Below are 22,355 nucleotides of genomic sequence, written 5' to 3'. Positions count from 1 at the left end.
ACATTATGAATGGGGTTAGTAATTTTGGTATTGCTGGGATTATAACGCTATTAATTTTCTTTATTATGATTGGTCTTGTATTATATCTGGTTTTCTATCTTGGGATGAAGAGGTCTGGCGTCAAAGAGGAAGTATCCGCATTAAGGATGGAAGTACGAGTGTTACAAGAGGAAGTAGAGCGGAACAGGCGGGAATTGGAAAATATGAAGCGTCGATAACCTTTGCAGCATTATATGTGGGTACGTGGAATAGCGTGTACAATAGTATGAGAGGATAGGGGCTTTTCGCCCCCACCTACTCACTAGAGTGTGAAACGTTCAATTCAGCCTTTGCATACTAAGGACACTTGATCTATTTCTTGGCAAAAAAACTAAGTGTTCCCGTGCTTTCATCTGCACTCACAAACAGGCTGCGTCCGTTAACACGATGAATTCCCTCTGGTGATTCTCCGGCTGTAGGAATCAGACCCAGGTAGTCCGGATTGACCGGATCAGCAAGATCAAAGAACAAAATGGCATCTGCCCGTTCAGAAGCTACGGCTGCATACGTTGTGCCGTCTACAGTAGCAACGGTCAGATTCTCGACTTCACTGCCCTTGTTGGGACTGCGATCATCTGGGTACAAGCCAACCATAGCGGTTGCCTGGTCAATGAGGTTCTGACTATCGTACATCCGCTGTCCTTGCAGATTCCAGACGGCAATATTACGTCCGCCTGCTTTTACACCATCCTCAAATTCATTCTTGCCCAAATCCCCTTCATTGGCTGTCAGCAGGTATTTACCATCTGCCGAGAAAGCAATCCCATCCGGTTCATAACGAGCGGTCAACGTCTCTTTAAACTGAACGATACCGTCATCTTTCAGATCGGCTTGATGTGAAGTAGTACCAAGCGCGAAGATCGAGCTGATTTTTTTTGTCTCCAGATTTACGATGGCAACGACATTGTTTTCCTGTAGCGTGATAGCTGCTGTTTTACTATCTGGACTAATGGCAACATACTCCGGTTGTGGATCATGCGGATAGATGGCGCCTTCTACATTGTCCAGAGAGACCGGCAAGTTGGTGATTGCACCCTCCAATACGTTCCCGCCAGCAAAAGATACTACCATAATGCTACCCGGACGTTTGGTGTTGGCATAGTCAATTTCATCGGCAGCTGTATTCAGCTCTTCATCCTCTATGGCGATCACCGCATGCACACCGTCAGGTGACAGTGCAATGGAGTCAGGACCAATGCCCAGTTCATATGTTTTTACCGTTTTGTAAGTTGTCAGATCCACAATGGCAAGCAACCCTTTGTTTGCTTCACTGTCTGTATCCCCTGTACGAATAACAGCAAGACCGTATTTGCCATCTTTGGACACGGTTACGCTGGTGACTTCAGCTTTGGCGGAGAGGTCATGGAAGCTGACTGTCTTTAATACGTTAGTGTTTTTCAAGTCAGCAATATCCAGTATGGCAATGCTACCATTGTCCGCTTCGGTTACGAGCAGGCGCTGTCCATCTGGCGTGGAGGCTGATATTTCTGCTTTGCCCCCAGGCATCTGAAACGAAGCGGTCTGTTCAAAACCGGTTTTATTTTGTTTCAGGATCAATTGATCCGTAATTAATTTTAGCGTTTGGGAAGATACATACGTTGTACCTTTGGTGATGTAGCTTTTACTGTCCAAAGGGGTTTTCACACCGTTGATGGTGGCTGAAGACGTCCCTACAGGAAGTTGTACTTTAGTATCTGCGATCTGGATATCAACACTGCGACTGCTTCCGTTCCATGTGACCGTACCCTGCATATTTTGGATGGCTGTGCGCAGTATGACATGATCGTTGGCGGGTTTAGTTGCGTCAGCGGCATGAATCATTGATGTGTAGCTGGTTGCTCCTGCGGTAAGAATGGCAGTCATCGACAGAACGGCAAGCCATTGATTTCTCTTTTTCAATGTTCCAGATCCCCTTTATCGTTTCGTGTGTAATGAGTTGTACAATTGTTTTAGTATAGGGAGCTTATGTTAAGGAGAGGTAAGAGAAGTCTGTGATTTGTGTAAAAGGTTAGATAAGAGATATTTTTCCAAATTGGATATGTAAGTTAGTGTATAAAATGATGTTGCCACATGAAGAAAAAAGCAGACGTGAGCCTTCATATATATAGGACTGGTCGAACGGGCGAAAATACGCTAAAATTATAATTGAGAATCATTATCAATCAATTCGGGCTTTTTTACTGACAAGTCTGATCAAGATATAGGCGAGGTGAATACCCATGCGCACGGATGATGCATTAGGCGTAGTATATCAGCATTACCTGACCCAGGAGCCTTACAGTCAGCAAGATGAACACACGTATCTGCTCTCTCCCAAGGCGGGAAGTGGCAATATTAAAAGAGTAACGACATACAGTGGCATTGAGATTTTATATTCCCAGGTTGAATATCATCAGCCGTATCCAACGTATTTTGCATCCGAAACGCCCATTGTGGAATTGCAATTTGCCTTGTCAGGAGAGCGAAATGTGGATATATCCGGTCAGGATTATTCATTATCGATAGGGCAAGGGGCCCTTATTTTTATGCATGATTTCGAAGCGTGGTTCCATCCTCCGGCAAGGGAGCTGTATACGTCTTTTTCGCTGGGGATTCCGGTTTCTCTGTTCAATTATGCTGCGGCACAACTGAGCGGTTTCAAGTCGATTGCGTTTAATCAGGTGTTGGGACGAAAAGTGTTTAAGCCGATTGTATTTCAATTGGATAACCGGATACGAACGATGATTGACAATTTGATTGTGGAATTAAACAACAGTTATCGATCATCCTTAATGATGGAAGCGACAGCGTTGGAAATCTTGAATCGATTTATGATCCAATTGTTTGATCTGGCGCCAACCCCCGCGGGATTCTCCAGAGAGGACATCCGGAAGTTACATACGGCACGGGAGATTATGGAGGCCTGTATGGTAGATCCTCCATCTTTGCTAGCATTGTCCAGACAGGTAGGTCTTAACGATTTTAAATTAAAAAAAGGATTCAAGGCACTTTTCGGAAGCACGGTGTTCGAATATTTGCGTCAGATTCGTCTCGACAACGCCATGAAGTTGCTGCGCAATCAGGATAACAACGTCACCGAGGCCGCGGTTGCGGTCGGTTACAGTAATGTCAGTGCCTTTTCGCAGCAATTTTATCGCAAATTCGGCGTGAAGCCTTCCGAGATGAAAAAGATTTATTAAATAAGATGAACAGAAACTTTACACGAGAACGAAGAGTGCAGAACCAGTCTGGAGAAGCGGAGCGTTCGCCTTTATCAACGGAATTCTCCCTTTAATAGAAGGGAATCACGGAAATCCGGTGATAACAGCGATCGGAAGATGGTACTGTAATCGTAGTGGTCTGGTGTAAAGTTTTAAGGGTTGATCTTATTTAAAATAAGATTAATAAATCCGTCTTGCCGTGAATTGTTCCGTATAGAGGCAGTGGGGATTCATTCAGCCTTGTATACTCCAGGTACAGTGGGTACTGTACTGAAATATAGAGGAGTGTACAAACATGAATAGAATCAGAGGAAGTATTTTTTTTAGCGTATTTGCAGCCATGTTGGGTCTGATGCTGATTGCACCCATTATGCCACCACTTATTCGCGAGTTGGGCATGAAAGAAAGTCATTCCGGTCTTATTATCTCGCTTGGGTCCATTATGATGGCTGTCATGGCTCCGGTATGGGGCAGATGGAGTGATATAAGAGGAAGAAAACCCATCATATTGATTGGATTCATAGGTATGTCTGTGAGCTGTGCATTATTTGCACTGGCATTGTACGGGGGATTAAATGCATGGATCGGAGGGGGGCTCCTGTTAACCCTTCTGATTGTGACGCGCAGTCTGATCGGCATGTTCATTCCGGCGGTGCTGTCTTCTGCCCAAGCCTATATGGGTGATGTGACAGAAGGGGAAGAGCGGGGAAGCGGGATGGCGATTATCAGTGCTGCGAATGGACTGGGCCTTGTATTTGGACCTGCGATTGCAGGAGCTTTTACCCTTATCGGTCTGCTTTGGCCGCTTTATTTTGGCATTTTTATAGCGATAGCTGCGTTTATTATTGCCTTGTTGTTAATCCCGGCAGCCAAACCGGTCATTCAGGCAAAACCGCCTAAAGTCAACCCGTTCCAACGTGGTTTACGAATGTACCTTGCTGCCGGCTTAGTCACGATGATGGGTATCATGACACTACAGGTTGTCGGGGGATTTTATTTTCAGGATCAACTGGCTCTATCCTCAGCGGCGACGGCCCGAATGGTTTCGTTTGGACTCATGTTCTCTGGAGTAGCGATGTTGATCATGCAGGTCATTCAGATGAAATGGTTGAAATGGCAGCCACGCCCAATGATTTTGCTCGGGTCCCTTTTCCTGATCGCAAGCATGATCCTGTTTTTGGTCTTTAATGTGTTATCCATGTATTATTTCTCGTTTTTCCTGTTTGGCATGGGTTCGGGTCTGATGATGCCCGGGTTCATGGCAGGTGCTTCGCTGGCGGTTAGCAAAGAACAGCAGGGAGGTGCAGCGGGATTGGTAGCAGCGATTCAGGGGATATCCGCCGTCATTACGCCTTTACTTACAACGACACTTTATCAGGTGGACAAACATGTTCCATTTATGCTTGTAGCTGTTCTGGTTGTCTTGCTGGCAATCATGATGATGGGAATGCGGAAGAATGAATCCAATACTGTAACGGACCCCATTCATTCGTTATAGTCAGACAAAGTCAGAAGATCAAATAAGGTCAAAATAAAAGAAAATAGAATCTATTTTAAAATAGTGAACCATGATGAAAGAAAATCGGTTTTTTTGGTCTTTTACAGACTTTGAGCCTTATTTGCACGGGTATTATAATAATCAATGTAAGCAACACCAATAAACCAACCACACAAAAGGAGCTGATTTTCATGTTTGATCTGATTCCGTTTCGTAAACGAAATGAAGACCCGTTCGGACACATGTTGAAATCCTTCAATGACATGGTTGAGAACTCATTCCTCTCCCCTTTTGGAACTGGCTCCCAGCCATTCCGGACTGACATTCGTGAGGAAGAAGACAAATATTCGGTAGAAGCCGAGCTTCCGGGCATCGCCAAAGAGGACATAGACATTCAGGTTCAAGGTAATGAATTGATTATTCGTGCCAAACGCAATGATATAGTGGAGCAGAAGGATGACTCCAATCGAATCATACGGCAGGAGCGCCGTTCCGGCGAATTTATCCGGCGATTCTATGTTGATCATATTGATGAGGAGCATATTAAGGCCAAATTGGAAGAAGGTGTGCTGAAGCTCGAGATTCCAAAACGTCCTGGTGATGATCAATCTCGCAGACGCATTCAGATTGACTAAACCAGATGCAAAATGTGTAGCTGAAGAAGTTGAGCTATCCCTTTATGGTAATAGGCATGGAAGAACATCTGTAAAGATGTTTTGTCATGTTGTCCCATGAAGGGATTTTTTACATAACCGGGTTAATGGAATTGAATATGAATTGTGCTGCATAGGAATGTAGCGGAGAAGCCGGATACGGCATCCAAGTTAACACGAATCTGATCGGCTGCATTAGTGAAACCTAGCTGTAAACAAACGTTAGATGCCTCCACAGGGGAGAACATCTCTTGCTGAATATGTTCAAAATGGAAGTGCACCTGCTGTTCCCATTCCTGATCAGCATTATGCGTTAGCACAAGAGAGAGGGATTGTATATTTTGGACTGTTTCCAGCTGCACATCCGTAATTTCGTCATAATGGAAGGGAGGGAAATAGCCCAGAGTTTCGATTACATGTTGCGCTCCGAGAATGGAAGCCAAAGGAGAAAATTCACGTTCCAACCTCCGAATATCCATTAACTGTGCCTCGTACTGAGGACTTGTATAGAGCAGGAGAGAGTCTGGTTCGCATTCCACGACTGTTCCGATAAAAGCAGCCCAGTTCGCGGTACCTTCCTCACCAACGGTAACAAGCAGTTGATCTTGAGCAAGCAAGTCGATTGCCCTATTGGTATGGAATTTCACTCGAAAACCTTGTCCCTGTATCTGCCAGGGAGTCTGGGGTGCATACCAGAATGGTTCCCGCTCTACGGATCGGACGCTGACGTTTAATGTCCATGCTCTGTTCATTAGACTACCTCCAATTGCCACAAGCTGCGTGGCATCATCTCCACCTGTCTGTATTATTTCTCTGCTGCTGTTTGCATCAGGGCATAGATCTTACGTGTGGTATTCACATTTCTAACCGTCATATAGGCATATACTTTGGATCCCACAAGCTTGTTCATGCCACTTTTGGATGCATCTTCTCTGCTGACTGAGTATAAAATCGCTCCGGGAACATAGATTAGTGTGCCGATTTCCGGTTTGATGGGCAGTTGGTTCAGCACGGAGGGATCATTGATCTCATCCCATAGGAACATCACATCACTTTTGGCTGTGTCATCATTAACCCATTCTTCTGGCAGCGCCTGAATAACGCTATGGATTTCATCCATATTCCGCACCATTACCCTGATCTGTAAGCCAAAATCGGCGGCGATGGCCTGTTCTAACACATGGGATATCTCCCTATTTGCATCGGCACGTTCCTGATGATCGGCAAAAATAATATTGCCAGAATTGATGTAGGTAACGACATCCAGCATGCCTGCTTGTTCAAACGTTTCTTTCAGCTGTTTCATATTGATTTTATTGTTCCCGCCTACATTAATGCCTCGTAACAAAGCCACATAGATCATATGGGCGCCCCTCCAATTCCTTCAATTCACCGTTTTAACAAAAGGACAGATATTCGAACAGATGAGCAGTATACTCTTCTCCCAACAGATCTTGCAATAAAGGTTCCACTTGCTCCAGATACTCGGGCTTGGTTTCATAGGTTTCTTCATCTTTTACTTCTCCGGCATAGGTGCGCGCCGCTTCAATCAGGATGGCTAGTGCACTGAAAAAGTCTGACAGCGAATCAGCAACACGGTTTGGTTCTCCACCTGTAAAAGCGGCATATACGGGAGAGTTTGGTGCTTCCACATCTACAATTAACGGATCATCGTTAAAGTTTGCGATGACAACGTGATTTTTTGGCCAAGTGGAGGACTCTTCATAAGGTTCATTCATGCCAATCCAGCGGAATCCCAGTTGCTGACGAAGCAGATGTTCAGGTGCGACAAAGGAAATCAGTGCGGCATCACCGATTTCGACGGCGGCATTTTTCATTTTAAGTGTACCTTCCGCATCCGCATCCATCATTTCATAATGACTGTACAGATACTGAAGTTCTGGAGAAAGAGCTATTCGTGTATCCACTTCCGGCTGGTGATGTTGTTCGCGGGGACGCAGATCATGATTTTTGAAAAGTCCATAAGCTTCATTATATAAATCCTGCTGTTCCACCAAACGGCTCAAGGCCGCATCCAGTTGTTGCATGATGTCTGAGTCCTCCTAATAACATTGATATAATAACAGGCCGATTCGTTTGATTCTTGGCTATAAGCATTATACTATATCAAAGATAAATTCAAAAAAACATTTGAATACGTTTACATTAATGAGTGGACATGATATACTTTCACTCAAATAAGGATTGTTACTGCTTCGGGCAGGCAAAACCTGAACAACACTATGCGTGGACTTTGTTCCATTCATAATGTTGTTCGGGTTTTTTTGCATTCTACGGTCCATATTAAGGATAGAAAAACAGAGGACGTACTTATTTCCAACCCAACTAACATCACGCTGTACAGAAGAAAGGGGAGCATTATGAACAAGAGAAAATGGTTAAACGGTTTTGCCGCAGGTTGTCTCAGTATCATCTTGGTGATTAGTGGATGCGCATCCAAAGCGCCACAAACCGCGAGTGACACACCAAATCAGGCGACAGAACAGACAGAGAATGAAACCCAGGAACCTGCAAACAACCAAGCTGCCAAAGGCAGAACGGTGATTACAACCGACGGTGAAGTGGATGATATGAACTCCGTCATTCGTTTCCTCTTATATTCGAATGAGATGGACCTTGTCGGAATTGTACTGACCAGCTCGGTGTATCATTATGCTGGAGACGAGGAAGCAGGGATCAAGCCGTTCCGCTGGACAGGCACACAGTGGGTGTACGATATGATCGATGCCTATGGCGAGATCTACCCGAACTTATCCAAACATGCGGATGGGTACCCGGAGCCGGAAAAGCTTCGAGCGATGACCAAGATCGGTAATATTTCCGATAAAGGGGAGATGGAGAAGGAAACCGAAGGTTCCGAGTTCCTCGAAACTCTTTTCCTCGATGATGACTCCCGAGACCTGATTGTTCAGACATGGGGGGGCACCAATACCACAGCCAGAGCGCTAAAATCGATTGAAGAACAGTACAAAGATACGGCCGAGTGGGATACGATTCGCAAAAAAGTCAGTGACAAACTGGTCCTGTACATCATCCTCGATCAGGATGACAGCTACAACGAATACATTGCGAAGAATTGGCCGGATATCCGTATTCTCAACGACCAATCAAACTTCTGGCATTTTGCCTATGCATGGAAGATGCATGCCGAAGAAGTGAACAGTAAGCTTCATGGCGACTGGATGGTCAAGAATATCCTGAACGGACATGGCAAGCTGATGGATATGTATGCATCGATGGGTGACGGCAAAATGATCGAAGGCGAACTGGCCGAAGAACAACGGGGAAGTGCTGAATATCTCAAGAACAATCCGCAATATGACAAGTACGATTTTATATCCGAGGGTGACTCTCCTTCCTTCTTTTATCTGATTGATAATGGGCTGCGCAGTATGGAAGACCCTTCCTACGGCGGTTGGGGTGGACGCTTTGGCGTTGTGAACGACAAGCTGTTTAGAAACAATGTGCTTGATTACGATCCGTACACCAAACGCTATGAAGCCGAATACTCTCTGATGAGATGGTTTGACGATGTGCAGGATGATTTTGCAGCACGTGCAGACTGGGTAGTTGCAGACACTTACGAAGGTGCCAACCATAATCCGTCTTTAACGATTAAGGAAGGGGTGGATCTTAGTGTTAGTCCTGGGGAGGAAGTTACTCTTCACGCGGAGGGTAAAGACCCGGATGGAGATCAACTGACCTATACGTGGTGGAGATATTTCGAAGCGGACACTTATGAGGATTCCAAAGTAACACCGAACAAAGTTCAGCCTGAAATGGCGGGTGACCTGCAGCTTGGATTGCATCGTGAACTTGCAAAGGATGAGCAGGTGGATACGATAAAATTACAGGGCAGTGACACCGAAGCGGTGACATTTACCGTTCCTGACGATGCCAAATCGGGTGATACCCTTCATATCGTTGCCGAAGTACAGGATGATGGAGAGCATCAGTTGAAGCATTATCAACGTGTGATCCTAACTGTGAAATAAAGAAATAGAGGGGCTATCCTAAAAGTCATCAACATGGCTGGTGGGACGCCCCTCTTATTTTTGTAGTCTGATCGTAATTGATCCGTTAACGCTGGATGCCTGACCAGAAGACTTTCCAGGTGATCGCCAAAGCTTGTTCATAGGATTGCCGTGTCTCATACACGAGCTGTATATCCAATCCATCCATCACGGTGACAAAAGCTACGGTGGCTTCTTCCGGACTCAGGCTTATATCGGAATGTCTGGTGAATACGGCTGCCAGCTCTTCTTTCAATGTCCCGAGGTACGTTCGATACTGGGCTAGCACAAAATCATGCACCTCCAGCGGTGTGATAAAGGACAGGATATACATAAAAGCGACGTTTGGATGAGTCAGAAAGCGATTTTTGTGTTCATGCAAAAAGGCATATAGCTGCTGATCCAAAGTTTGGGTAACAGACTCGCTGAAGAATTGGCGTACAAACTGTTGTTCCTCCTGCACAACTTCCTCATATAACTCCAGCAATAACGCTTTTTTGGATGAATAATGATAAGCCAGGGATTGCTTGCGAATGCCTGCCTCTTCGGCAATCTGCGCCATCTTGGTCCCCTCGTAACCCAGACGATTAAAATGTTGAATGGCAATTTCCTTGATTCGTTTTTTACTCAATGTCTACCTCCAGTTGGCGAGCTGTATACCTCTGCTGTTTTTGGGAGTATACCAAATATAACAAGATATATACCACAAAAATGCCTATAGAGATAGCATACACTACCGTATAGGAAAATGCAGAAGCCACCACGCCCAGGATCAACGAACCACCGCCAATTCCGAGGTCAAAGAAGTTAAAGAAGGAAGCCATCGCACTTTCGTGCTCATGTTCTTCTACAAGATTCACACACCAGGTCTGAATGGCCGGGAATATGGCACCAAAACCAAAGCCATATAATGCGCCGGCGATCAGGAATTGCACATCACTCTGGGCGATAATCAGAACCAGTAGCCCCGCGATTGCAAACACGGCAGAAGGTAACAACACGGAACCTGGTCCCCATCGATCAAACATTTTCCCCGAAAACAGTCGAACGGCGAAGCTGGCGATGGCAACGATGAAGAAAAACCAGGCTATATTCTCGAACCCTCTTTCGGCGGCAAATAAAGCCACAAAGGACATGATTGAACCCGCTGCAATGCCAACGAGCATAATGAGAAGGGAAGGGAAGAGTACCTTCTTTTCAATCAGTTTCACCGAAGGGACATGAGTTTGCATAGACTCGCTACTACCTTCTGTTTTCGGCTTTCTGGATACAAACACTGTCATTAGGAGAGCTAACAGCAAAATGCACATACCTCCCATAAACAGGCTCTGGTAGTCGTACTTAAACAACAGGCTTGTTCCAATCAATGGACCGATGGATATAGCGACCGTCTCCCCTACGCCGAAATACCCCATACCTTCTCCCCGGCGATCTCTTGGTATGTTTTCAGTGGCAATCGTTGCAAAATATGTCGTTGCCAAACCAAATCCGAATCCGTGGATCACTCGAAATACAAGAATCATCCAAATACCTGACGATAGGTAGTATGCGCCTGTCATTAATGCACAGATAGTGATGCCGATAATCAATAGATATTTTTTATCTATTTGAGCTGCTAAAACAGAAGTGAAGGGTCGAATCAAGATGGCAGAAAACATAAATACGCCGGTAACAAGCCCAATTTGGGAGGCTTCGCCACCAAGACTTGAGACAAACAAAGGCAAGGTGGGAAGCAACATTTCAAATGCCATAAACAATAATGCGTTGGCTAACATGATAAATAGGAATGATCTTCCCCAGAGTTGCTGAGGTGTAGAGCTATGTGTTGAAGTACTCATGGTTTTCCTCCGTAATATTGATCTCTGTCGCGCGACATGTTGAACTGATTTTACCTGACTATAGTCAGATTGTAAAGCGCGTATTCAGAGCAGGAGTTCATGATTTTTTGGTGGATGAGAGAAGTTATTAATTATTTTTAATTCATATCCCAACATTTTCCGGTATACTAATCAGATAAAATGATTCAAGTGAATACTACCTCGGAGAGGTGATATGTAGTGACTGTTGATATACTTGTAAGAAATAATGTTAAGGTACTTGGCTCGGGTAGCCAAACGATTGTATTTGCTCATGGTTTTGGATGTGATCAGGATATGTGGCGTTACATTATTCCAGGTTTTATGGAGAACTACCGTGTGGTGTTGTTTGATTATGTTGGATCTGGCGAATCTCAAATTAACTATTATGATGCTATCAAATATAGCAACCTTCAAGGATACGCCCAGGATGTGCTGGAAGTTATGGAAGCGCTCGAACTAAAGGACACCATATTTGTCGGGCATTCCGTCAGTAGTATGATTGGTATGCTGGCATCAATTCAGAACCCCAAATATTTCAAAAAAATTATAATGTTAGGGCCCTCCCCACGTTACGTGAATGATCTGCCGAATTATTATGGAGGTTTCGATCGGAATGATATCGATGAATTACTTGAGATGATGCAGATGAATTTTATTGGGTGGGCAAGTTATCTGGCACCCATTGTGATGAACAATCCGGAACGGAAAGAGCTGACGGAAGAGTTGGAGAAAAGCTTCTGCTCCAGAGATCCGCATATTGCGAGACAATTTGCCGAAGTGACGTTTTTATCTGACTGTCGTATTGATCTGGAGCAGGCAACTGTGCCAACATTAATTCTTCAGTGCTCGGATGACAGTATTGCCCCGGTAGAAGTAGGGGATTATTTACACGCTCATCTGAAGAATAGCCGATTGCAACAGATGACGGCCAAGGGACATTATCCGCATCTAAGTCAACCGGAAGAAACCATCCGAATGATTAAGGATTATTTAACGAGCGCATAAAACGCGGAAGAAAGGCAGTTATTCCATGGATATACAATTAGATCTGGCTCCCTGTGGATACTTCTCTATCTCTGATTCGGGTGTCGTACAGTCGATTAATCAAACTATGCTTACGATGCTTGGATATGAACGCGATGAGCTCATAGGGCAACATATTGAATCCACCATGTCGGTAAGCAACAAGGTGTTTTTCCATACGTATTTCTATCCCTACATCCAGTTATATGGACATGTGGACGAGATGTACTTCACGTTCCGTACCCGTGATCAGCAGGCTGTTCCTGTTCTGCTTAACGGTGTTCGTCAGACACGTAACGGGGAAAGCGTGGTAGATTGTGTCGTTGTAGTCATGCGTAAGCGAATCGAACATGAGAAGGATATTTTGCATACCAAAACGAAGCTACAGGAGCTGTATCAAGCGACGCAAGAAGCGAACAAAGAGCTTGAACGACTGCATGAGGAATATAAAATTAAAGAGCAGGCGTTAATCAAAGTGAATGATCAGTTGGAGACACTGGCCTCCACCGACTTGTTGACAGGATTGAAGAACCGCAGGTTTTTCCAGGAAAAAATGCTTGAAAGTTTAATGATGTTCCAGGAGAAACAACGTTATTTCTCCCTTCTCGTTGTGGACATTGATCATTTCAAAAGCATTAATGATACGTACGGACATCCGATCGGAGATCTGGTGCTCGGCAATCTGGCAGGGCTGCTGCAATCGGTATCGCGAAGTACGGATGTGGTTGCACGTTACGGTGGGGAGGAATTTGTTGTCATTCTTCCAGATTGTGAAGAGGAACAGGCGATTGGTATTGCAGAACGATATCGTTCACAGGTTGCTTCAGCCGACTGGGGTGAATATAACATTACTGTGAGTATCGGTGCGGCCACTGTAGTAGAGGAAGATACGGAAAAGTCCTTGTTCCAAAGAGCGGACAACGCCCTGTATGCCTCCAAAACCGGAGGACGAAACCGGGTGACACATGCAGCTCAGGTGGTAAAAAGTTAAGAATTGGATTGCATCAAAAGAAAGCAAAAAGGAGCCTGTGCATGATGAGGGAGATGATCCCACATGCACAGGCTCCTTTTATTTGCGTGACGCAAGTTGACTAAGTTGAGATGGCAGACTCAGGGTTAATTTATCGCGGAGCAAGGTAACCATACGCTTTAGCCGGAGAGTTCGCCTGAGGACGAAAATCTTCGTTGGGTTCATCCATAAATGCCGGGTTCACATATATGGAGTGTGCATCATTGCCAGATCCCTTGATGTAGGCGGCGATGCCGGAGTAGGCTTTATTTTTCCAAACCCACAGGGCATCTTCCTGCTCACCTGGTGAGTAATAGACATTATGGTCAAACACATTGCCGGTATTGCTAGTATATTCGTTGTATATCAGTACTTCCGAGCTGCCCGATACGAGAATGTTACGCATGAACGTATTGTTCTTTGTCCGTGACTGCATGAATAACTGTCCATTGCCTGCATTCAGGGTATCATTTCCCACAAGTGTATTGTACATAATGTTGCTATCCTCGGTAGCTCCTCGTTCCTCGTCATAACCTCCCATGGCAATACCCGTCAATCTGTTGGAATAAATCAGGTTATCACGCACGGTAATGTTGCTGGTTGAACGTCCGGCATGCTCTGAGGCAATCTCAATTCCGATGTCGCTCCGGTATACCCGGTTCTGGTCGATGATATGATCTTTCCCGCCATCTACATAAATGCCGCCCGCCGAGTTGGTATCATTGGGCAGGGCTGTACCGTAGGAGGGATTATTATTGGACGTAATATCGTATACTTCGTTACCTCGTACAATGCCGTTCCGGGCCTGATCATATGTATCATCCTCGGACGTACCCTCGTACCCGATCAGATCAATACCGATATTGTCGGAATCATGGATGACATTATTCTGTATGGCAAACGTATCAACATTGCCGTTAACTGCGAGTGACTCGCTCGAACCGAGTGTTAGATCATACAATTCATTATCCTTGATGATGATATCGCGTAATGCTTGAGGGTGCTCTGTGCCATATATGGCAATGCCGTGGGCATCCCTGCCCCGTAAATCGGGACCTTCAGGAGGTGCATAACTAGCAATCGCGTGTATGGTGTTGCCTAACAGCTGAATGTGCTCACCTGCGCCATGGACATAGATCCCGGTTGGAACCTGGCCGCCAAGTGTGGTCGTGAAGTTACGAATTTCGAGATTTTGAATCGTGATATAACTGGCATTTTCAATTTCAATCAACCCTTCGATCCCCCGAACGGATAGATCTTTACCATCAAGGATAACCTTCTCCTGAGGATAACTTGAAAATAGGGTTGGACTAGCGGAAGAATTACCGCTCCGCGTGATTTTGACTTTCTGATGATAGACCCCTTCACGCAAATAGATCGTGCTTCCTGGTGAAGCATGGTCGGCAGCGTGCTGCAACGTTTTCCATGGAGATTGAATGGTTCCTTTATTCGAGTCGTTTCCTTGGGGTGATATGTAATGGATGACCTGGGGATCAGACTTTTGAACAGAAACGGATTCCTTCATGGCAGATGTATGATTCTGACAACCGGATACAAGCACCATCAGAATCGGAATCATAAGTATAACTACGCGAATCAAATCGTTTCCCCCTTGAATTTAGCTTTGAAGATAGATTATAGCAGATTTGAACGGGTTAATAACCCATGATATGCTCTTATAAAATCAGCGAGGAGACTGCTCATGAATACATTAACGATAGCTGAATTAGTAGATCGGGAGAATCACGCATGGGAAGAACTCAAGGAACTCCTGAATAGCGGGCAAAATACATATGTGTATGTTCCAGCAAAACAAGAGGCTGGAGAGGATACCCTCTATCGTCTGCAAATAAGCACCAAATCCTATTTGGGGGCTGTTGCTTATGAGACAGAAGGTATTGTACTGGACCATGGCTGGATCACGTTGCTTGGTGCGGGTGGTGACAGTACATCGGGGAGTCTCACCAGTTGGAATGGTGTAAGTGAGCAACCTTGGGTAGATGTGCTGGAAGGTATGATGGTCGTTGCATATGATGCGGCAGGCGGTTTCTTCGGACTGGATACAGGCAAGTATGGCCGCACGGGACACATATATTATTTTGCACCGGATACACTCGAATGGGAATCGACAGAACTGGCATATTCAGGTTTCATCAACTGGCTGGCGAATGGCGATCTGGAGCAGTTCTACCAGACCTTTCGCTGGAAAGGCTGGCAAGAAGATATGTCTCAGCTCCAGACAGGACAAGTATTTGCGTATTACCCACCACTTTGGACGCAGGAAGGCGGTGGCGAGAGCAGCAGTAAAGCCCCAATTAGCATAATGGAGGCTTGGAAGTTCGCACTGGACGGGAAATAGTTGGCATGTTGCTGTAGGATGAAATCAGGAAAGTAACCGGTAAATTCAAGTTCATTGAGTGATCTACTTTTAAAAAAAACGGTATTTCTGTTCCAAACTAAAACAGGCTCGCGCTTGGCGCGGGCCTGTTTGTTCTGAACTTTAAACCTCAATTGTCAATTGTCCAATGTAACAGGTTTAATGCCTGAGTGTGAAGTTCTGCTATGCCAGATGGTCAGCCCGAGTGAAACAACGCAGACGAGCAAGAGACAAGCATACACCAAATGATAAGCTTGCTCGACCGAGACTCCCGGAATGCTGTGCAGCAGCAGCCCACACACGGCTACAGACACCGAACCACCGAAGAACTGAATCAATTGTAACATCCCCATACCGGAACCTATCTGGGCTTTGGGCAGCACTCGTGACGCTTCATTATTCAGTGAAGCCATGGAGGCTGACAGTGCTGGTGAGAAAAAGAGATAACCACTTGTAATGATCAAGGCGGACTGATCCAGTCCGAGCATGAATAAAGCAAGTACCGCTGCGAGCAGGGTATGTCCGATGATCATAAATCGCATATTGCCATAACGGTCGATCCAGCGTCCAACAAAACGGGTGCAGAATGCTGCAACAATAGCTCCAGGAGCAATCAGCAAACCAATGGCGAGCGAAGAGCGTCCATATAAATCAGCGAGCACAAGCGGCATCAAAAACAGATTGCCCAGATTCACCACCAGCACGCAGAATCCGATAAGGATTAACCGGGTGTATCCTGGCGTTCGGAATACTTGTGGATTCACAAACGGAAGACTCGCTTTCCGAATATACAGGAGGTGTACAACAAGTGAAATAACGCCAATGGCAAACCACAACCAGGACTGCTGGGTGATCGCGACCAGAAGTGTAGTGGCGTTAATGACCGTTAATATGGCACCAATAACATCGAACGGCTGATCTGTTTTGGCGGTTTCACGGGGGAGAAAATAGAGCAATACAGGCAGGGCGAGCAGGACAAGCACCGTTATGGCAAAAAGTCCGTTCCAGCCCCAGTATTCGCTAATGAGTCCGCCGACAATGGGGCCAAGTCCAAAAGCCATGGCGCTACCTGATGAGATCAGCGCGATGGCAGCTCCGCGTCGTTCCACCGGGATGTAACGACTTGCAATGACGAGACCCAGCCCGGCCATAACTCCTGCACCCGCAGATTGCAGAATGCGTGTCAGCAACAAGATCGCGAAGTTATGCGCGAACAACCCCAGCAATGAAGATAACCCCAGGATCAGGAGCCCGACCGTTAGCAGTTTGCGTACCGGAATACGGTCTGACAATCGACTGTAAATCACCGTCGACAGGGCGTAACCAATGGAATAACTTGAAATGACCCAAGACCCCAGGTCTGAGGTGATTTGTAGATCTTGAATAATGACTGGCAAAGAAACATTGAACATGGTGGTATTCATCACAACGATGAACAAGCAGCACGTCCAGAGTGGCATGACAATTTTATCTTTCACGGTACCATTCCTGTCTTGGGTATGAATATGAATTCGGATTGAGCTTTGATGAAAATGTGATGAAAAGCAATATATAATTTTACACCCCATTTCATCATATGGCAATAATGTCATACTGTATATTACGCAGTATAAGTGAAATTTAAGAGACGTAGAATCGGAATTTATAGACTAGTTCCCTGAAATTGGGTAAAATGGTGGTTGGAATAAATAAGTTTGAATACATAACTGGATTTGATTATATTTTAAGGGGTTTACAGTATGAATCATTTATTATTAATGTCCCACAGCGTATTTCCGACTCTGGATATGAAGCGAACGGCGCAGTTTTATGAAGAAAAGATGGGCTTTCGGGTGGTCGAATATCTTGATGCCACGGAACCTCATATCTGCCTGTATCGTGATCTTACCGAGATTATTTTAACCCAAAGCAATGGACAGAAAGTTATACCCAACAGAGAATTATATGGCTATGGATATGATGCATATTTTATTACCCAGAACCAGGAAGAGCTTCAGCAGGAATTGATCAACGCAGATGTGAACATCGTACGTGTCCTCAATCATACAGACTATAATAACAAGGAGTTTGTGATCGAGGATATTGATGGACGCTGGATCGCTTTTGGCATCAAACAGGGGTAATTAGATACAGTTAGAAAGCGGATTTATTTAATGCTAATGATGCTCAAATTGATATCGGAGTATGTGAGGGAGTTATCTATATGGTAGAAGGAATTTTTTTGCTGTTTGCCCAGATCGGTTTAATTATTGGAGTTGCGTTAATAGCATCCGGATTAACAAATGGTTCAAAAGGGAAAGAAAAGTTTAAATGGTCGGCGACATTTCCGACGGTATCCTGGGGATTATGTATCCTTAATTTGCGCTTGGCGGTAGTCATTTGCTGAGAAGACCGGCGCAGCTGCACATCGATACGGATAAGGCCGCACGTGCTAGTTCCGGATTTAGTACCGGTGCAGTATGACCATAATTTAGATTCAAATCTCTACAATCAGAAAACGGCGCTTATCTTAAAGATAAACGCCGTTTTTCTATGAAAATATGAAAATGGTTACATAGATTAGTGCACCTTCGCAGCAATATAAGCAGTAGAGCTATTATAAAAATTCTTATAAGTACCCAGATCCCAAGAGAAGGTACTTGGGTCTGAGATATTGGTGTTGATAGATGGTTGTTGTCCGTGTTTCTCAGACCATTTTCCCGTACTGTTCTGCAACATAAAGTGGAAGTCCACCACATCAATACCTACATCGACTTTGCCATTATTGTTGGCATCAATCCAGCCAACTCTATAAGCAATGCGGTGTTCTTCGTCTGTGACAGTAGCTGTTCTACTGGATAGAATTTTCCAACCAGGTTTAAAATACAGTCCATTCGTGTTTCCGTCTTTAACTACAAGGGCTGCTCCAACGCTCGAATTTGTAAAAAATCCTGTGTCATACACATTGGAAACCCCATCACCATCTCCCGGGTTCCAGAAGAAAGGTGCCTTTACCGAATATCCATAACAATTGACACCGCTTGAAGTGACTGCCGAATAAGGCCAAGCGTGACCGTAAGCTGACGCAAATGGCTGTACCATATCAATGTGTGGTGCCAGTTGTATGGTGATTTTCGGAGATACATCGGCATTAGGGTTATCCGGTAAAACAAGGTTTGTTAAGGCTTTGAGTTCCCCAACCGTAGTTTGGTTCCCTTCTTCATCAATAACAATTGTATTATCGCCTTGAAATTTTCCTGCTTTTGCTTTGGCTGTCCCTGACGTTTGAACTTCAGTGAACTTCTCCGTAGTGTACTGATCCGTAGTATCTGGCGAGGCCATAGCGACGGATGCCATACTCACATTAAATAGTAAAGTACAGGTAAGAGCGGCTTTGAAAATTTTCTTCACTTTAAAGATCGACTCCTTCTGTTGGAATAAACAAATAATAACATATAATTCCAATTAATTCCACATGTAGTGAATGAAAAAGAAGCCCAATCAGCTAATGAGAGGGCTACACCATTGGGAATTTTGACTGTCCTTCATCGTTCCTGGTTTCCGATCGTATCCTAGTTCCCGAATGGCAGCCGGTGCAGATGAGCATCTGTCCATCTGTTGATTGGTATATAGATATCAACTTAATGCTTAAATTTTTTGCGAAGATACCCTAGAAATCATCAGTATGGCTGAGAAGTGTACGCTTTGTCTGTGTAAAAAAAACTGTAAACAAACAGGCGCTCCGATAACGGGCGCCTGTTTGTGCATGTTATATCTACAAATCTTACGCCGCAGTAACTTGTTTACCGCGATTACGAATCCACTTGATGACATCCATCAGAATGACGGCGACAAGTGCAAGTCCGCCTGCAATCAGGAACTCATTCCAGCCGAATGTATCCGGGATGGCGAATACACCGCGAACACCTGGAATCAGTGTGATTGCATAGAGACACAGACATACCAGAATGGAGCCAAGCACGAATTTATTGGTCATGAAGCCCACTTGGAAGATGGTTTGTGTGTTGGAACGTGCTGCAAATGTTTGCAGACTGCGTGCGAGAATCAAGGTTGTGAAGGCCATAGCCACACTGATTTCCTCCGAGATGCCAAGTCCTATATATTGGGATACAATAACAGCCGCACCAATAAGGACACCACGTGTAATCACAGCCTGCAGGGTTCCACCTGCGAAGATACCCTCGTTAATATCACGGGGTTTACGCCGCATGACATCTGGCTCGGGTTTCTCTGTACCCAAAGCAATGGCAGGCAGGGAGTCGTTCACCAGATTGATGAACAGCAGCTGAAGGGCCGTAAATGGATTAACCCAGCCGACGATCAAGGCAAACAAAATGGCGATAATCGCGCCGAGGTTACCGGCGAACAGGTATGCGATGGCTTTTTTGATATTATCAAATACCATCCGTCCAACACTAACTGCATTCACGATGGAGACAAAGTTATCATCCGTCAGAATCATGGCAGCCGCATCCTTGGCGACATCTGTTCCGCTACCCATCGCTACGCCGATGTCGGCTTGTTTCAGCGCAGGTGCGTCATTAACTCCATCTCCGGTCATGGCTGCCACTTTGCCTTTACGCTGCCAAGCACGAACAATCCGGATTTTGTTTTCAGGAGATACCCTTGCGTAAACCGAGATATGTTCGAGTTGTTGATCCAGCTCCTCATCAGACATTTTGTCCAGTTCGGCTCCGGTAATGGCGAGGTCATCCGGTTCGGCAAGGCCGATATCCACACCGATCGCCTGAGCCGTTGTTTTGTGATCTCCAGTGATCATGATGGTGCGAATGCCCGCTTTTTTGGACTCTTCAATAGAACCGTATACCGCTTCACGCGGTGGGTCAATCATCGCTGTCAGGCCAACAAGTGTCAGATCATGCTCGTCATCAATGGTGACCTGGTTTTTATCATCGAATTTTTTGTACGCGTAGGCCAGCACACGGAAGGCACGTTTTGAGAAGGCCTCATTTTTTTCTTCAAATTGTGTGCGAATCTCGGGTGTGAGGGGCTGAACCTCACCGTTGATAAACACATGACTACAGCGGCTGAACAGCACATCCGGTCCACCTTTGGTCAGCAAGGCCGTCTGTCCCTCGAAGGTATGCACCGTACTCATGAGCTTTCGATCCGAGTCAAAAGGAAGCTCAGCTTCACGCGGGAACTGGTCACGGATTTCATTGTAATCCTTGTTCACCCGGTTGCTGAAGGCAATGAGGGCCACTTCGGTTGGATCACCCAATTCCTTGCCTTCCTGGTTAATATTCGAATCATTGCAGAGCACTGCAATATGTAACAGACGCCGTTCCTCTTCCGACCACTGATCGGGATCATCGGGGAATTCGTCCTTGGTGCCATGGGGAATGTAATAATCCACGACAGTCATCTTATTCTGAGTTAGCGTTCCGGTTTTATCCGTACAGATGATACTGGCAGAACCGAGCGCCTCAACAGCAGGCAGTCTGCGAATGATCGCATGTTGTTTGGCCATCTTATTTGTTCCGAGTGACAATACGATAGTCACAATGGAGGATAACGCCTCAGGAATGGCAGCAACGGCAACAGCTACGGCAAACATCAGTGCATTTACGATGGAAGGCCCGATATTCTCCGTACCTTCGGTCAACCATACACGACCGGCTTCGATGCCAAAGATGAGAATCGACAAGCCTAGGATGAAAAAGCCCAGTTTTTTGCTGAATGATTCCAACTTGCGCTGTAATGGTGTGTTCTTGGCTTCGGCATTTTCAATCAGTTCGGCAATTTTGCCGATTTCGGTTTTGAGAGCCGTACCTGTAATGACAAGCATGCCCCGTCCATATACGACGAGTGAGCCACTGAAGGCCATATTGCGACGATCTCCAATAGGCGCTTCATCCGGAATGGCATCGGCGTGTTTCTCCGCAGCTTCGGATTCTCCGGTCAACATGCCTTCGTTGATTTTCAGACTTCCTGATTCCAGGATACGCCCGTCTGCCGGGACATAATCACCTGCATCCAGCATAACAATATCACCGGGAACGAGTTCCCTTGCTGGAATAGTCTTTTTCTGCCCGTCACGAATGACCTTGGCTTCGGGTGCAGACATTTGTTTCAGCGCGTCAAGCGAACTCTCGGCTTTTTTGGTCTGAACTACACTGATCACTGCGTTGAGCAAAATAACCAGGAATATGATCAATGATTCAATCAGGTGTCCAAGTACAACCTGTACCGCGGCTGCAATCAGCAGCACGATGACCATCGGATCTTTGAAATTTTCGAGGAACAGTTTCCAAACTGGTGTTGCATCTTTACCTTTTAACTCGTTATATCCTTCCGTTTCAATTCTCTTGGCAGCTTCGGAGGTCGTAAGTCCCTTGGAGGAACTCTGTACATCCTGAAGGGTTTCCTCCGCACTGTGTCTGTAATGTTGCAATTGACCAGCTCCTTGAATATTAGATTTCTCTGTGTATTACCCTTACGGGCAAAATCTAGAATCGTTTCATTTTCGTATTTTTTTAAGATTATGGATTTATACGTTTTTAGCTGTACACAGTATTTTTCATAATGATCCGAGATATGCCTTTTTTTGAATGTTATTATTTCCAGTTTGGATGATAATCTGGAGAACCAAATATAGATGTTGGATCAGAAACTGTGTGCACCATCACACTAGCTCATATC

General features: G+C 45.3%; 19 protein-coding genes. 9 read left to right on the top strand and 10 right to left on the bottom strand.

From position 1 onward, the window contains the following. Positions 1–351: 351 nt before the first annotated feature. Positions 352–1,938: a choice-of-anchor I domain-containing protein gene (locus MHI52_RS22840; protein ID WP_405157686.1), complete on the bottom strand. Its 1,587-nt coding sequence runs from the start codon at positions 1,936–1,938 to the stop codon at positions 352–354. A gap of 320 nt (positions 1,939–2,258) precedes the next feature. On the opposite strand from MHI52_RS22840, the gene MHI52_RS22835 reads away from it, so the two are divergent. From MHI52_RS22835 to MHI52_RS22825, 3 genes are all read left to right on the top strand, one after another. Beyond that, positions 2,259–3,218: a helix-turn-helix transcriptional regulator gene (locus MHI52_RS22835; RefSeq protein WP_405157685.1), complete on the top strand. Its 960-nt coding sequence runs from the start codon at positions 2,259–2,261 to the stop codon at positions 3,216–3,218. A 316-nt stretch (positions 3,219–3,534) separates the two neighbouring features. Continuing rightward, complete coding sequence (locus MHI52_RS22830; protein ID WP_340984539.1) at positions 3,535–4,737, top strand: MFS transporter; 1,203 nt, start codon at positions 3,535–3,537, stop codon at positions 4,735–4,737. A gap of 191 nt (positions 4,738–4,928) precedes the next feature. Then, positions 4,929–5,372, top strand: coding sequence for an Hsp20/alpha crystallin family protein (locus MHI52_RS22825; RefSeq protein WP_036617413.1), 444 nt, complete (start codon positions 4,929–4,931; stop codon positions 5,370–5,372). A gap of 122 nt (positions 5,373–5,494) precedes the next feature. Here MHI52_RS22825 and MHI52_RS22820 read toward each other — a convergent pair whose 3' ends face one another. The 3 genes from MHI52_RS22820 to MHI52_RS22810 are packed head-to-tail and all read right to left on the bottom strand — an operon-like array spanning position 5,495 to position 7,438. Next, the gene (locus MHI52_RS22820) at positions 5,495–6,142 is read right to left on the bottom strand and encodes an Imm50 family immunity protein (protein ID WP_282320585.1); all 648 of its coding nucleotides are present in this window, start codon (positions 6,140–6,142) and stop codon (positions 5,495–5,497) included. Positions 6,143–6,195: 53 nt separating this feature from the next. Further along, positions 6,196–6,753 (bottom strand): DUF1697 domain-containing protein, encoded by a 558-nt coding sequence (locus MHI52_RS22815; RefSeq protein ID WP_340984540.1) that lies wholly within the window; start codon positions 6,751–6,753, stop codon positions 6,196–6,198. 34 nt (positions 6,754–6,787) lie between these two features. Beyond that, positions 6,788–7,438, bottom strand: a complete 651-nt coding sequence (locus MHI52_RS22810) for a hypothetical protein (protein WP_076318787.1) — start codon at positions 7,436–7,438, stop codon at positions 6,788–6,790. A gap of 333 nt (positions 7,439–7,771) precedes the next feature. Here MHI52_RS22810 and MHI52_RS22805 point away from each other — a divergent pair, with 333 nt between their 5' ends. Beyond that, entirely contained in the window at positions 7,772–9,406 is a 1,635-nt protein-coding gene (locus tag MHI52_RS22805; protein ID WP_405157684.1) for a nucleoside hydrolase-like domain-containing protein, read from the top strand. Positions 9,407–9,491: 85 nt separating this feature from the next. Here MHI52_RS22805 and MHI52_RS22800 read toward each other — a convergent pair whose 3' ends face one another. Beyond that, entirely contained in the window at positions 9,492–10,055 is a 564-nt protein-coding gene (locus MHI52_RS22800) for a TetR/AcrR family transcriptional regulator (RefSeq protein ID WP_076252779.1), read from the bottom strand. Continuing rightward, the gene (locus tag MHI52_RS22795) at positions 10,048–11,262 is read right to left on the bottom strand and encodes an MFS transporter (RefSeq protein ID WP_127550101.1); all 1,215 of its coding nucleotides are present in this window, start codon (positions 11,260–11,262) and stop codon (positions 10,048–10,050) included. Before MHI52_RS22795 ends, MHI52_RS22800 begins: the two co-directional genes overlap by 8 nt. Before the next feature lie 219 nt (positions 11,263–11,481). Between MHI52_RS22795 and MHI52_RS22790 the strand changes: the two genes are divergently transcribed. Further along, complete coding sequence (locus tag MHI52_RS22790; protein ID WP_036617433.1) at positions 11,482–12,288, top strand: alpha/beta fold hydrolase; 807 nt, start codon at positions 11,482–11,484, stop codon at positions 12,286–12,288. 25 nt (positions 12,289–12,313) lie between these two features. Next, the gene (locus MHI52_RS22785; RefSeq protein ID WP_405157683.1) at positions 12,314–13,297 is read left to right on the top strand and encodes a diguanylate cyclase; all 984 of its coding nucleotides are present in this window, start codon (positions 12,314–12,316) and stop codon (positions 13,295–13,297) included. A 130-nt stretch (positions 13,298–13,427) separates the two neighbouring features. Here MHI52_RS22785 and MHI52_RS22780 read toward each other — a convergent pair whose 3' ends face one another. Continuing rightward, positions 13,428–14,915: a DUF5123 domain-containing protein gene (locus MHI52_RS22780; RefSeq protein ID WP_405157682.1), complete on the bottom strand. Its 1,488-nt coding sequence runs from the start codon at positions 14,913–14,915 to the stop codon at positions 13,428–13,430. A gap of 102 nt (positions 14,916–15,017) precedes the next feature. On the opposite strand from MHI52_RS22780, the gene MHI52_RS22775 reads away from it, so the two are divergent. Then, the gene (locus tag MHI52_RS22775; RefSeq protein WP_405157681.1) at positions 15,018–15,674 is read left to right on the top strand and encodes a DUF2625 family protein; all 657 of its coding nucleotides are present in this window, start codon (positions 15,018–15,020) and stop codon (positions 15,672–15,674) included. 155 nt (positions 15,675–15,829) lie between these two features. Here the strand turns inward: MHI52_RS22775 and MHI52_RS22770 are convergent, their stop codons facing one another. Next, complete coding sequence (locus tag MHI52_RS22770) at positions 15,830–17,170, bottom strand: MFS transporter (RefSeq protein ID WP_405157680.1); 1,341 nt, start codon at positions 17,168–17,170, stop codon at positions 15,830–15,832. A gap of 261 nt (positions 17,171–17,431) precedes the next feature. Between MHI52_RS22770 and MHI52_RS22765 the strand changes: the two genes are divergently transcribed. Next, positions 17,432–17,815 carry a VOC family protein gene (locus MHI52_RS22765; RefSeq protein ID WP_339283800.1) on the top strand — a complete coding sequence of 128 codons (384 nt, stop codon included), beginning with the start codon at positions 17,432–17,434 and terminating at the stop codon, positions 17,813–17,815. 80 nt (positions 17,816–17,895) lie between these two features. After that, positions 17,896–18,078 (top strand): hypothetical protein, encoded by a 183-nt coding sequence (locus MHI52_RS22760; RefSeq protein ID WP_282320593.1) that lies wholly within the window; start codon positions 17,896–17,898, stop codon positions 18,076–18,078. 173 nt (positions 18,079–18,251) lie between these two features. Here the strand turns inward: MHI52_RS22760 and MHI52_RS22755 are convergent, their stop codons facing one another. Both MHI52_RS22755 and MHI52_RS22750 read right to left on the bottom strand, forming a co-directional pair. After that, entirely contained in the window at positions 18,252–19,082 is an 831-nt protein-coding gene (locus MHI52_RS22755; protein ID WP_127550115.1) for a hypothetical protein, read from the bottom strand. Positions 19,083–19,455: 373 nt separating this feature from the next. Continuing rightward, positions 19,456–22,107, bottom strand: a complete 2,652-nt coding sequence (locus MHI52_RS22750; protein ID WP_340984544.1) for a cation-translocating P-type ATPase — start codon at positions 22,105–22,107, stop codon at positions 19,456–19,458. Positions 22,108–22,355 lie beyond the last annotated feature (248 nt).

Source organism: Paenibacillus sp. FSL H8-0283 (assembly GCF_045040675.1).
Taxonomy (GTDB): domain Bacteria; phylum Bacillota; class Bacilli; order Paenibacillales; family Paenibacillaceae; genus Paenibacillus; species Paenibacillus amylolyticus.
This window is presented reverse-complemented; position numbering and strand designations above follow the sequence as displayed.